Below are 13264 nucleotides of genomic sequence, written 5' to 3' on the forward strand. Positions count from 1 at the left end.
GTCACTTGACCCTTCGGTAGATGGTGCGCAGGATCGGCCCGACCAACCCGCGCGGGGTGTACTGGCCGCCGACGGTCTGTACCTTGGCGAAGATGCCGGGGACTACACGGCGGCGACCGCCTGCCATGCCCGCGATCGCATCGTTCGCGGCCTGTTCGGCGCTGACCCACAGCGGGCCCGGCACCATCCGGTCCAGGTTCGGAACCTCAGCCACCTCGGCGTATTCGGTCCGCACCGGCCCCGGCGCGAGCAAGGTGCACTGCACGCCGGTGCCGGCCAATTCACCGTGCAGCGATTCGGCGAAGGTGTTGGCGAAGGCCTTGCTGGCGGCGTAGGTGGCATTGTTCGGGCCGGGCTGGTTGCCCGCGGTGGATCCGGTGATCAGGATCGCGCCCGCGCGGCGGGCGAGCATGCCGGGCAGTACGGCGAGCGTGAGGTCGTGTACGGCAACGGTATTCAGCTCCACCTGTTGGCGTTCTCTGGCCGGGTTCGCGGTCGCGAGCGTGCCGTAGGTAGCGAAGCCGGCGTTGTTGCACAGGACGGCGATTTCACGGGTGGCGAGTTCCTCGCACAGTTTCGCGCGCTCGTCGCGGTCGGACAGATCGACGGCCCGGACCTCGGCTTCGATGCCGTGGCGATCGGCAAGCCGATCGGCCGACTCGCGCAGCCGGTCTTCACGGCGCGCCACCAGGATCAGCGAGTATCCGCGACGGGCCAGGCCCTCGGCGAGGGACTCGCCGATGCCGGAGGAGGCCCCGGTGACAACGGCCCGGAGGGCGGAGGTGGGAGTGGGCAGGCTCATGTGTTGCTCCTCGGTGGTCAGAATTGGGTGAGCGCGCGGGCGGTCACGGTGGTCCCGGCCGCGGCCAGCGTCCGGATCGCGCCCGGTCCGCTCACGTGTCGCTCGCCGGCCGCGATGCGACGGAAGTTCGCGGCGTGCCAGGCGAGTTGGAGGTAGGAGTTGATCGGTGTCGCGCCCTTGATCGGGATGCGCGGCGCCGTGGGCAGCGTCTGCGGCTCCTGCGTACCGGCCAGCAGTTCGGCCGCGACCTCGGGGCGCACGGCGAACGGGCGGCCGAGCCCGATCACATCGACCGCGCCCTGTGCCAGCACGTCGTTCATGAATTCGAGGGTGCGGACACCGCCGGTGAGCATGAGCGGCATCGCCGATTCGGCGCGCAGGTTCTCGGCGTAGCGCAGGAAGTAGGCCTCGCGCGCACGGGTGCTGTCCTGCACCACGCCGGTCATCGCCGGCGCTTCGTAGTTGCCGCCGGAGACCTCCAGCAGATCGATCCCGAGCTGCTCGAGGGCGAGTGCGATATCGAGCGATTCGCACTCGTCCAGTCCCCCGGTCTGAAAGTCGGCGGAGTTGAGCTTCACCGAGAGCAGTGCACGTGGCCCGATGGCTGCGCGCACGTCGGCGACGATGTCGAGTAGCAGTCGACGACGATTCGCCGGGCTGCCGCCGTATCGGTCGGTTCGCTGGTTGGCGATGGGAGAGAGGAACTGCGAGAGCAGATATCCGTGCGCGGCATGCACCTGCACACCGGCGAAACCGGCCTCGACCGCCAATTCCGCGGAGCGTACGAAGCGACGTCGCAGGTCGGCGATGCCGTCGAGCGGCAACGCGCGCGGCTTGCGCAGGTTGTAGCCGATCGTCCCCGGACGCAATGCCGAAGGGCCCACCGGAAGCCGGTTCAGCGGGCCGATCGCGACTCGGCCGGGATGGTTGATCTGCATGACCATCACGGCGCCTTCCCGCGACCCCGCGCGCGCCCAGTTGCCGACGGCTTCGAGGTGGCGATCGTCTTCGAGTGTCACATTGCGGGGCTCGACGTAGGCACGACGGTCGATCATGACGTTGCCGGTGATCAACAGACCCGCGCCGCCGCGACCCCACGCACTGTAGAGACGGGTCAGCGTCTGGCTGGGCGCACCGTTGATCTCGCCGAGCTGTTCACTCATCGCGGCCTTGGCGATGCGGTTGGGCAAAGTCACCCCGCACGGCAGGGTCAAGGGGCTACCGACGGCGATCGTCCGGGGTGCACGATTCTTGGGAGGCATGGAAGGGGCTCCTGTGTAGTGGGTTGGGAGTCAAGCGATCCGACGGGCGACGGCGAGGACTGGGCTCACCACGATGCGGGTCAGCCTGCGTGGCGCAACCGGCACGGGTTCTGGGCTCGCAGGTTCCGTCGCCGTCGTGACGGGACTGCGCAACAGCAGGATCCGCAATGTGGACAGCTGGGTGAGCACGCGCACCAGCCATCGGCCGCGCAGCACCTCCCAGCGCAATTCCGGTCCACCGGCGAGGATTTCACCGGAGGGTTCGGAGACAATCGAGTAGAGATCGCCGAGCGGGGTGCGTACTTGCTGTTGCAGCAACGCGGCCTCGGCGAGTAGCCGGGAGCTGTTCATCAACAACATGCCCGCGCCGGAACGCGGCGCGACCAGTCCGGCGAAGGAGAGGTTGGCCAGGCCAGGCGCGAAAGTGTGCGACACCAGCCGCGGCTGCCCGTTCTCCCAGGTGAGCAGCCCTTCGCGCAGGAACGGAAAGGTTGTCCTGAAACCGGTGGCCCAGACGATGGTGTCGTACTCCCCGCTGGTGCCGTCGACGAAATGCACTATGTGCCCGTCCAAGCGCGCGATCTCGGGACGGACCGCGATCCGGCCGTGCTTGAGGAAATACGGCAGTTGCTGGTTGACCACCAGATCCTGGTCGAAGATGCGGTGCTTCGGCTTCTCCAGCCCGAACTGGTGAAAGCTACCCATCCCCACTGCGACGATCGACCGGAAGACGGCCTCCTGCAGCAGTTTCGGCACCGGAACCGAGCCGATGTCGAACTTGCTGCTCGGCACGCCGAGCACATACTTCGGGATGAACCAGTAGCTGCGGCGAAGAGAGATCTCCGACGTGCCGAAATTCAGTGCGGCTTCCACCGCCAGATCGCATCCGGAGTTACCGGCGCCGACGACCAGGACCCGCGTGCCGTCGAGGTCGGCGGGGCGCTTGTAGTTCTTGGAGTGGATCTGCTTGCCGGTGAATTCGCCGGGATACGTCGGGATGTTGGTGTCCCAGTAGTGCCCGTTGGCGACGACGACGCCGGTGTACTCGCGTGCCTCACCGGTCGCGAATTCGACTCGCCAGCCCGCCGTCCCGGTGTCATCGAGCGGCGCGACGTCGGTGACCTGAGAGTCGAACTCGATGCGCCGATCGAGCCCGAATGCGGCAGCGAAGGAATGCAGATAGTCGCGCATCTGCCCGGCACTGGGGAAATCCGGATAGTCGTCCGGCATCGGATAGTCGGGGTACTCGGTGACCGCTTTGGCGCTGATCAGGTGGGTGGAGTCGTACACCCCGTGCGACCAGTTGCCACCGATCGCGGCGGTCGCCTCGATGTGGTCGTAGTCGAGACCGAGGTCTGTATAGGCCTTGGCCACGGCCAGACCGGTGTATCCCGCTCCGATGATGCAGTACCGGCGCGTCATGGCGACCTCCCATCAAAAGCTACAGTCTTTGTAGCTACATTGAGTGTAGTATTTGCTACCTGGCGGTGCCCTGTCAAGCACGAGTCGGTTTTCGGGCCTCACGCGGGGCGTACACCGGGAAGTCGATGAACATGACGGCAAGGCATGCCGAGGTCGCCGCTCGATAACGGCGATCTTCGGCCGGTAAACAGCAGCGCCTAGAGAAGGCGGCGAAACATCGACGGCCGCGAGGGTGTCGACCCGGCTCGATCAGGCAGAGGTATGAAACGCAGGCAGAGCGGGAATGAGCTGTGCGGCGTAGTCACGAATGCGCTGCGGCGGGAAGGCATCGGGTTCCGCCAGAACGAGTCGGCCCGCTTCCCAGAACAGCGCGTACACGAGACGGGCAGTGAGTTCGACATCGACCGAGACAAGCTGTCCGGATGGTGCCGCCGCGCGCATATACGCGGTCAGCGCCTCGGTGAACGCTCGGCGTCCGCGCTCCAGACGGCGACGGAAGGCGGGAGTGCTGGAGTCGGCGAGCTGAAATGCCGCCCGCCATCTATCGGGCGCGGCCTGCACCGCGTCGAGGAAATGCTCGAGGCTGTCCGCCATTGCCTGGATCGGATCGGTCGTCATCATCGGGACTACGGTGGCCATCTGCGCTACCGCCGCGGCCTCCTCCCGGTCGAGGCAGGCCAGCAGCAGCTGGTCGGAGTCGTCGAAATGGCCGTAGACGACCGGGCGACTCACACCGGCCTCCTTCGCGACAGTGTCGATGGACACCTTGTGTACGCCCTGCCCGACAATGACCCGCAAAACCGCGTCCAACAGTTGCTCCCGGCGCTGCTCAGGAGCCATTCGCGGGGCATATGCTGCCCTGCTCTGCCGTTCGGCCACGATCGCGTACCACCCTCTCCGCGCCGAGCGAGTCCAGCGACAGCGCAGAGGAAAATTCTACACACACTGTAGCTGCACTAGATGCAGCAATAGGAATTCGCTCCCATGGCCCCAGAGTGCCGGCTCCCTGCGGAGCTCGGAACACGGGCGACCATCGCGACGCCAGGCGCCAAGGCACCTCAGCCGGCGACCACCGAGGTGAGCAGCCCCTCGAGTTCTTCTATGACATCGTCGAGCGCCGTCGTGGATCGATTGACCCGGCACAGGATCACCGCGCCTTCGATGGCGGCGATCGCCATGGTGGCCAGCCGAACGGCGCGCTCGGATTCGACACCGTCGGCTTCGAGCGCGGTGACGAGGGCGGCTTGCCACCGTTGGATGATGCCCGCGACCGCCGGTTGCAGGTGCCGGTCATCGGGCGAACTACCGACTGCTACCGAGACGACCGGGCAGCCTGCCTCGAAGTCGGACTGCGCGAGCAGGGTGTTCCAGAACTGCCCGAATCGCCGCAACGCCGCGACCGATCCCTGCTCCACCGCCTTGTCGATGATGGTGCCGATGGCGTCACCGGCCAGCGCGAGCGACTCGGTCATGATCTGGGCGCGTCCACCGCGGAAGTGGTGGTAGACCGATCCGCGCGGTGCCTCACTGCGCGCCAGCACGGCGTCGATGGTCACCCCGGCCGAGCCACGTTCGCGAAGGAGCTCGACAGCGCTGTAGAGCATCTTCTGCCGGGTGTCGGTGCGGGCTCCCATGTCGTCGCGCTCCTTACGAGATTCGGGTCAACTCAGCAATACTATGCTACTTGGCATAGTAATATGCTATGTTGCCTAGCATACTATCGTCGAAGGGGTGTGACATGGCCGAACCGAAGGCGACCGCGTGTGTGCTGTGCGAGTGCAACTGCGGGATCACCGTCGAGGTGGCGGGTCGCCGCCTGGCGAAGATCCGCGGCGACAAGGCGCATCCGGCATCGGAGGGCTACACCTGCGAGAAGGCGATGCGCCTCGACCTGTACCAGAACGGCGCCCACCGCCTCACCACCCCACTGAAACGCCGGCCCGACGGCACCTACCAGGAGATCGACTGGAACACAGCGATCGATGAGATCGCCGCGAAACTCTCCGCCATCGCCGACGAACACGGCGGAGACAAGATCTTCTTCTACGGCGGTGGCGGCCAAGGTAACCACCTCGGGGCCGCCAACGCGGCCGGGCTGCGCGGGGCACTGGGCTCGATCTATCACTCCAATGCGTTGGCACAGGAGAAGACCGGGGAGATCTGGGTCGACGGCCGCCTGTACGGCGGTCACACCAAAGGCGATTTCGAACACGCCGAAGTACTGGTGTTCGTCGGCAAGAACCCCTGGCAATCACACAGCTTTCCGCGGGCCAGACCGGTACTCAAGCAGGTAGCCGCCGACCCGACCCGTTCGATGATCGTGATCGATCCGCGCGTCAGTGAAACCGCGGCGATGGCCGAGCACCACTTGCGGGTGTTGCCGGGGCGCGACGCCTGGCTGATGGCCGCACTGGTCGCGGTGATCGTGCAGGAAGACCTGGTCGACGCCGACTTCATCGCCGCGCACACCACCGGCTACGACGAGGTCCAGGCGGCGTTCCAGGCCTGCGACATCACGGATTTCGCGACGATCAGCGGTGTCGGCGAGGGCGAGATCAGGGCGGCAGCACGCCGGATCGCGACCGCGTCGAGCGTGTGCGTCTACGAGGACCTCGGAATCCAGCAGGCGCCCAACAGCACCCTGGTGTCCTACCTGAACAAACTCCTGTGGATCGTCACCGGCAACTTCGGCAGACCCGGCACCATGTACCTGCACTCCTCCTTCGCGATGCTGACCGGCGGTTCCGGGTCCGGATCACCGCGCAAGAAGCCGAGCGCACTGGCCCGCGCGCAGAAGCGGTTGACGGCGCGGACCGTCACCGCGGCGGCCACGGCGATCAGCGCGACGTTGCCCACCCTCGCCCGGGTGACTCCGCTGCGCGCGCGGGTGGAGGCCGGGGCCTCGGCCCTGCTCGACGCGATGGTTCCCCTGGCGGGCGGGATGCTCGGCAGCGGCGGTAGTGGCGGCGGCGGCCGGACCTCACCGGTCACCGGCGCCAAGATCATCGGCGGCCTGATCCCCTGCAATTCGATAGCCGACGAGATCCTCACCGACCACCCGAATCGCTTCCGCGCGATGTGGATCGACTCGTCCAACCCGGCGCATTCCCTCGCCGATTCGCCCCGCTTCCGGGCCGCGATGCGCGCACTGGACTTGTCGGTCGTGATCGATGTGGCGTTCACCGAAACCGCGCGTGAGGCCGACTATGTGCTGCCCGCCGCCAGCCAGTACGAGAAGCCCGAAGCGACGTTCTTCAACTTCGAATTCCCGCGCAATGTCGTTCACCTCCGCAAACCGCTCATGGAGCCGCTCGACGGCACGCTGCCCGAACCCGAGATCTACGCGCGGGTACTTCGACGCATGCGGGTCCTCGACACCGATACCATCGCCCGGCTCCGACGCGCCGCGCAGACCGGCCGTGACACCTTCGGTGCGACCTTCTTGGCCACCGTCGCCGCTGATCCCGCCCTCGGAAAGATCGCTCCGTACTTGTTGTACGAAACGCTCGGCACCACGATGGCGCCACAGATGAGGGGCGCCGCGGTGCTGTGGGGTATCAGTCAGATATGTGCGATGTCGAACCCGAAAGCCGTTGCCCGAGCGGGCTTCACCGGTACCGGCCTGACGCCGGGCAACCGGCTGTTCGACGCGATCATCGAATCCCCGACCGGCGTGGTCTTCACCGACGACACCTGGGATGACGTCTGGCACTACGTCAAACGCAAGGACCGCCGCTTCACCATCGACATCGACAATCTGCTCGACCAGGTCCGCCGGCTGCCCACCGCACGCACGGCGTGGACGACCCCGGAGTTCCCGCTGGTCCTGGCCGCCGGTGAGCGGCGCTCGTTCACCGCCAACACGATCTTCCGCAACCCCGACTGGCGTCGCCGTGACCGCGACGGCCACCTCCGGATCAGCGCCGAGGATGCCAACGTCTTGCGGCTGACCGACGGCGCCCCGGCACGACTGGTCACCGCGAATGGATCCGCCACCGTGATCGTCGAGGTCAGCGACATGATGCGGGCAGGAAACATCGCCCTGCCCAACGGTTTCGGCCTCGACTACCCCACCGGCGACGGAACAACGACCAGCGCCGGGGTCTCCCCCAACGAACTGACCGGCCTCGAACTCAAAGACGCCTTCGCAGGCACCCCATGGCACAAACATGTCCCGGCCCGACTCGAAGCACTCGAAGAAATCCCGACCGCATGACCTACGTGATCGCCGAACCCTGCGTCGACATCAAAGACAGAGCCTGCATCGAAGAGTGCCCGGTGGACTGCATCTACGAGGGCGACCGGATGCTCTACATCCAGCCCGACGAATGCGTCGACTGCGGTGCCTGCGAACCGGTCTGCCCGGTCGAGGCGATCTTCTTCGAGGACGACGTCCCCGACCAGTGGACGGGCTACACGCAGACGAACGTGGACTTCTTCGACACGATCGGTTCCCCCGGTGGCGCCGCCAAATTCGGGAAATACGACGGAGATACCCCGTTCGTGGCCGGTTTGGCGCCCAACACCGCCGACGGCTGAGCTCGGTGACACTGCCGCTCAGCACACGCGTCGCGCCTCGATGAATGTCGACGGGACCTACTTGTGTGCGAGCCGGTCTGTTAGTTCCCACAGAACGCGGCCTGCTCACGCCGTTCCGCGGTCCGCGCCGGGCGGCTTTCGATAGCGTCGACACATGTGGAGACACCGGCGGTGGACTCGACGGCAGACTCTGTCGATGGGAGCCCTGCTGGTCGGTGGAGCGTTCTCGGGCGCGGGGGCCTCGGCCGTGTCACATGCCGAAGAGGACCCCGGCGTCCGATACCAGGGGTACTCCGCCGACGACCGGGCGAAGCCCTATGCGCGGTTCATGGCCGCACGAACCGCACCCGCACCGGCATCAGTGCTCACCACCTACGACGGTCCGCCGGTGCCGCCGAATACCATTCCGGATTTTTCGGCACTTTCGCACGATCTCGCCGCCCATGGCTACTCTCCGGTCGAGACCGGATACGGACAGACCGCGAGCGGGATGGTGTGGGCGGCAGTACGCACCGATATGCCGAATGTCTCTGCGGCGATGTGGGATTGGTGGTTCGGCTGGCATTCGGCGGAATCGGCGAGATACAAGCTGTGGCATCCTGACGCACACCTCTATGCCGGAATCAGCGTGGACAAGACCGGCCACGCGGTGCCGGATCGCGCGAAGTACGTCGGCAATATCTCCTATGTCGATGAGTACGTCGGCCCGAAACTACAACAGCTGGCTATCGCTTTTCTCGATCCACAGGACCACGGATTCGATGTACCCGCTGGACACACAGTGATTTTCGGACGGGTAGGCAGCAGCGTGGCGCCCGTCGATCTGGGGTGGCTCGCGCATCAGGTTCGGCCCGTTCCCGGCGGATGCGAAATGCGCAGCCGCTTCTATCTCAACCACTACGGGCTCCACAGCCCCGACCTGGTCCGAGCCGCACAAGCCATCAGCCGGGGCGCCGCGGTCGATGCAGCGGATCTCGTCCTCGGCACCGATCTCGCCCGCGATCTCCTGCTGCACTGTGGGGAGGAGATGCACCACCTGGCCCAGTTCCTGCCCGATCTCTACCAGGAATTCGCGAACACGTAGGGAGCGACCGGGCGCTGTCAGGAGAACTTCGACCGTGGGGAGGACGCCGCGAGATTCGGTCCGGGAGCGAAGGCACTGCGGACGGGGAAGGCCGGTTCAGCCGCTCCCGGCCGGTGCACCGCCTCGTCCGCAAACCGCTGATCGAGTACGTAGCCGACTGCTATTCCAGCCTCATCCAGCAAGTTGCCGGAGTCGGCCGACCCGGGGCGATTCAGTATGGCGATGGTTCCTACTCACTCGCAGCTGTGTGCGGGTGGGATGGCTTGCGGAGGGAAGAAATCTATTCGGTTCGCGTCGGATCGAGGGAGAAGGAAGGCTGCTCCGTGCGTACGGCTCCAGGAGGTCGGGAGCAGCAGATACTGGTTTCCTGATTGCAGGATGAGTTTGAGGCCGTCGTAACGGAAGTGGTAGGCCGCGTCGGGAGCTGGGCAGGTGAGTTCCACGACGCCCGGCGCCGCCAGGCCGAGGCGTTTGTCCGAATAGACCGACACGCTCGGCTGTTCGGCGAACGTTTCGACCTGATCGATCGCTCGGCCGGTGCCGACGGCGGCCGAGTAATCGGCTACCGCCCAGAAGAGCCCGACACCGACGAGAACGAACACAGCGCCCCATTCTCCGGCGGTGAGGACGTCTGCCGATGATTCGGTGGTGGCCTGATCAGTGCGTCTCGATCGGACGGCGGAAACGATCAGAAAGATTCCACCGACCATGCACAGGCCCGGCGCTCCGACAATCATCCTCAGCGGTGTCGAGATCACGATGGTGAGCAGTCCGGCGGCCACGAGCACGAAGCCGGCGGCCATCGATGCGATCACCAGTCTGCGGCGATTCTCAGGACTGATCCGCGGCAGCGCGAATTCCCGGAACATCCTGCGGCAGAAGAGATATGCCGTGAACAGGCAGGCGCTCGCCGCGAGCGGGATGAACAGGGAATCCTGACTGCGCATCAAGTAGTCCTGGGTGGTCAGGCCAAGAGTTGTGGCGTTCACGCCGAAGTAGTCGAAAAACCAGTAGGCGTGAGACCAGCCGAAGAAGAACAGCAGTGCGGTGATCAACGTCGTGGGCGCAGCGAAGTTGCGGATCATCAGGCTGAGGCGGGACAGCCCGGTGTCTCCCGGTGCAGCCGAGGTCGAGGCTTGCGGTGGCTGCGCCGGTCGGGGAACACCCGTCGACCGGTGTGTGGCGCGTCCAGAACGCGCGGTCCCGGCGGGACGAAATCCAGAGCCCATATCGTCGTCCTATCAGTTGCCGATCATCCACCGGACGGTGCTGGTGGATGATCGGTGCCGCCGTTCGTGGCTCCGCTGTTGCCGGTGCCCGGGGCCGTCTCACCACCCCCGGACTTGCTGTTGCCCGTACCCGCGCCATCGCCGGTACTGCCGCTCCCGCCGGTGCCGCCCTCGGTCGTGCCGCCGTCAGTCGTGCCGCCGCCCTCGGTCGTGGCGCCTCCAGTCGTGCCGCCGCGCTCGGTCGTGGCGCCTCCAGTCGTGCCGCCGCGCTCTGTCGTGGCGCCGCCAGTCGTGCCGCCGCCCTCCGTTGTCTCGCCACCGCCACCACCGGTACCGTCTCCGCCGCCGCTGATGGGGCAAGGTTGTTTACCGGAGAGCTGGACCGTCACGGTCGTCCCAGCCTCGACGGTCGCCCCGTCGGTCGGCGAGAATCCCGAATACGCACAATCGGATTCCAGTGGCAACGTGATGGTGTAGGCGAGCTCGACACAACCCGCTGCATGGCCTGCCTCCTGGCAGGCCGACGCGAACGCGGCATCGATGCGTCCCTTCAAGTCCGCGGTGAGCGGAGAGCCCTTCTCCTGAAAAGACGGGATTTTGACCGGAGAACCCTTCGCCTGGTTTCCGCCACCCGGCTTATCCGGAGGTGGTGCGCCGCCGGCAGGAGGTGGTGAGTGCGGACCTACCGGGCCGCCGGGCGCGGGAACTCCCGCGCCGTCCTGGCCGATCGGTCCACCGGGCGCGGGGCCGCTGCCAGGCAATTGCCCTCCCGGTTCCGTTGCCGAAGCCTCTACATTCGCGGCTGTCGGTGCGGGCGAGAGTGATTCGGGCGGGGGGCGGACGCATCCGGCCGATATCGTCGCAATCGCGGCCGCGGTCACGATCACCAGCCATCCAGGGGTGATTCCAGCGGCCGAACAAGCGCCGAGACGACGTCGACCGCGCGCCGTGTCACACCGATCGGATTCGCATCGCATCGCCCGCTCCTATCGCGCAAATGAGACGAGAATGCGCCATGCGGGCGCAGCGTGCACGAGTACTCGACTACTCGCTTCACTGGCTCGAGGTAGGCGGGGCATACCGGCTTCAATACTCCGCTGTCCCGCGATACAGATCCTCGCAGTAGCCGGGCTGCACCGGCCTCCAGTTGGGCGTCGTCGGGTGGCGGCTCGCCTCGACCAGGACGGGCGGTCGAACACTTAGCGGCAGCGGGCCTCGGCAAGCATGCTGCGCAGCTACCGCAATAGAAACACGTTGTTCGACCGTGCACGCGCGAGGGCGCGAGATTCGATCCAACGTCAGGTGGAGGCCGTCAGTAGGGGTGGTCTTGAAGTGCGCCGGATCGATAACCTCCTGACACTCTTTGGTCCGCGAATGAAGTTCCGAGGCATGATCGAAGGTCAGGAACCAGTAGTAGCCGAGCGGGCCGTTCTCGAGCGGGCGTGGACGCAGACTGCCCAGATTTCCGGTCACTTCTCACCGCCTTTACTGGCCAGCGCATCCCGGATGCCCTTCAATTGCGAGGTATCGCCCCATTTTTCGGCCACATCACGGAGAAATTCCGAAGCTCGGCGCTGAACCTGGGCTATAGGCTTGCCCGGCGAAGTGTCGAGGGCATCATGCATTATCGCCACAGCAGCATCCAGGTCGGCAGCGTCGGCCAAGACATGCGAGCGTGCCACATCGATCATCACCAGCGACCTACCCCACGGCGAGTTCGTGTTGTTCATATCCGCCAACGCGAGCTCCGCATACTGTTCGACCTTGTCCGGCATCGCCAAGGACAGATACGATGTCGCGGCATTTCCAGCCACCTGCGCCGCACTGTAGCTTCCCGCACACCGTCAGTATCACCGAGCTTTCCCATTGCTCGCGCAACTCCGTCGATCGCTAGCCGTACACTTTGCGGCCCACCCTCCGCTCGAGCGAGGCCGTCTCGAGCATAGTCCAACGCTGGCTCATATCTCCCCGCGTAATACTCACAGAAGCTTTGCAGCCCACGCGCCCAGGCCGTGAGATTAGCATTCTCACGCATTGTCCCCCAGATGGAAAGACTCCAGGCAATACGCTCGAGACATCGAATAATTGCCAGTTCCGACGGCTATATAGCCGAGCAGTCCCGAAGTTTCGCCGGCTATGTCGAACAGTTCGCTCCGCTGTTTCGGGTAGCTATATTCATCGATAAGGTCATAGAGCCATTGTCGCTGTCCGCCACGATCTGGTCGAAGCGTTCTCTATCCGCCGGAGATGCACGCTGCAGGTAAGTCGTATCCAGGATTGCTTGCGCCGTGGATCTGGGTTTCACGGCGTTCAGGCCCGAGCGCCAGTTGTCGACCGTGGTCGTCTCGACACCGAGAAGGACGGCGAACTCTCGAATCGACTTTCGCATCGCCTCTTGAAGCGCAGCCGCCTCAATTCCTGTCCGAGCCCGCCCTCGCATCATCGCCGCTTCCTACTTTTCAGCACCTGATCTCGGAAGCGCACACGATACGCCTACGGTACGCGATCACTACGCGGTTACCTCCGATACCGCTGGTGGGCGACGCTTTTCATCCGTACCTGTTCCCGGGAATCCATGGCGAGGCCGCCAGTTCGGATGCCTTTCACTGCCGGATGCGTCGCCAGGGAGACCGCACATGTCGAGCCACTTGCTCACCGAATTGATCAGGCTGGTCGAAGTAATGAGAGAAGCCCGTTGGGTCAACCTCACCCTGGCAACCCCGAGTTCCCCTGTCGCAGACAATCCCCATGCTACGGAAACCGTCGACGTTGTTCCCACCCCGCACGAACTACCAACCGGCTGCCAGCTGATCTCCGCCTTCCGTGGCGCATTCGGACACTTTCCCGGTGACCACCTGATCGCACGCTGGGCTCGAGCCTTCGCCCACCTGCACCGCTGCCGCCCATATCAACCCCGCAAACACTG

12 protein-coding genes are annotated in these 13264 nt (G+C 65.4%); 3 read left to right on the forward strand and 9 right to left on the reverse strand.

Features of this window, described 5'->3' with window-relative positions; genetic code table 11:
• Position 1 precedes the first annotated feature (1 nt).
• The 5 genes from ACWFRF_RS02215 to ACWFRF_RS02235 form a co-directional block, all read right to left on the reverse strand.
• Positions 2-802 (reverse strand): SDR family NAD(P)-dependent oxidoreductase, encoded by an 801-nt coding sequence (locus ACWFRF_RS02215; protein ID WP_452448549.1) that lies wholly within the window; start codon positions 800-802, stop codon positions 2-4.
• Between the two features lie 17 nt (positions 803-819).
• The gene (locus ACWFRF_RS02220) at positions 820-2064 is read right to left on the reverse strand and encodes an NADH:flavin oxidoreductase/NADH oxidase family protein (RefSeq protein WP_452448551.1); all 1245 of its coding nucleotides are present in this window, start codon (positions 2062-2064) and stop codon (positions 820-822) included.
• Positions 2065-2094: 30 nt separating this feature from the next.
• Positions 2095-3486 (reverse strand): flavin-containing monooxygenase, encoded by a 1392-nt coding sequence (locus ACWFRF_RS02225; protein WP_452448553.1) that lies wholly within the window; start codon positions 3484-3486, stop codon positions 2095-2097.
• A gap of 249 nt (positions 3487-3735) precedes the next feature.
• Positions 3736-4326, reverse strand: a complete 591-nt coding sequence (locus ACWFRF_RS02230) for a TetR/AcrR family transcriptional regulator (RefSeq protein ID WP_452448554.1) — start codon at positions 4324-4326, stop codon at positions 3736-3738.
• A 218-nt stretch (positions 4327-4544) separates the two neighbouring features.
• Positions 4545-5120, reverse strand: coding sequence for a TetR/AcrR family transcriptional regulator (locus ACWFRF_RS02235; protein ID WP_379312513.1), 576 nt, complete (start codon positions 5118-5120; stop codon positions 4545-4547).
• 104 nt (positions 5121-5224) lie between these two features.
• On the opposite strand from ACWFRF_RS02235, the gene ACWFRF_RS02240 reads away from it, so the two are divergent.
• From ACWFRF_RS02240 to ACWFRF_RS02250, 3 genes are all read left to right on the forward strand, one after another.
• Positions 5225-7702 carry a molybdopterin-dependent oxidoreductase gene (locus ACWFRF_RS02240; protein ID WP_452448555.1) on the forward strand — a complete coding sequence of 826 codons (2478 nt, stop codon included), beginning with the start codon at positions 5225-5227 and terminating at the stop codon, positions 7700-7702.
• Positions 7699-8025 (forward strand): ferredoxin, encoded by a 327-nt coding sequence (gene fdxA / locus ACWFRF_RS02245; RefSeq protein ID WP_452448556.1) that lies wholly within the window; start codon positions 7699-7701, stop codon positions 8023-8025. Before ACWFRF_RS02240 ends, fdxA begins: the two co-directional genes overlap by 4 nt.
• Before the next feature lie 196 nt (positions 8026-8221).
• Positions 8222-9109 (forward strand): DAPG hydrolase family protein, encoded by an 888-nt coding sequence (locus tag ACWFRF_RS02250; RefSeq protein ID WP_452448557.1) that lies wholly within the window; start codon positions 8222-8224, stop codon positions 9107-9109.
• Between the two features lie 233 nt (positions 9110-9342).
• Here ACWFRF_RS02250 and ACWFRF_RS02255 read toward each other — a convergent pair whose 3' ends face one another.
• The 4 genes from ACWFRF_RS02255 to ACWFRF_RS02270 form a co-directional block, all read right to left on the reverse strand.
• Positions 9343-10194: a hypothetical protein gene (locus tag ACWFRF_RS02255; RefSeq protein WP_452448558.1), complete on the reverse strand. Its 852-nt coding sequence runs from the start codon at positions 10192-10194 to the stop codon at positions 9343-9345.
• Positions 10195-10361: 167 nt separating this feature from the next.
• A complete protein-coding gene (locus ACWFRF_RS02260) occupies positions 10362-11099 on the reverse strand; it encodes a hypothetical protein (RefSeq protein WP_452448559.1) in 738 nt (245 codons plus the stop codon).
• Positions 11100-11424: 325 nt separating this feature from the next.
• Entirely contained in the window at positions 11425-11811 is a 387-nt protein-coding gene (locus tag ACWFRF_RS02265) for a hypothetical protein (RefSeq protein WP_452448560.1), read from the reverse strand.
• Positions 11808-12152 carry a hypothetical protein gene (locus tag ACWFRF_RS02270; protein ID WP_452448561.1) on the reverse strand — a complete coding sequence of 115 codons (345 nt, stop codon included), beginning with the start codon at positions 12150-12152 and terminating at the stop codon, positions 11808-11810. The genes ACWFRF_RS02265 and ACWFRF_RS02270 overlap by 4 nt, the downstream gene beginning before the upstream one ends.
• Positions 12153-13264: the final 1112 nt, after the last annotated feature.

The organism is Nocardia sp. NPDC055165, assembly GCF_053606985.1.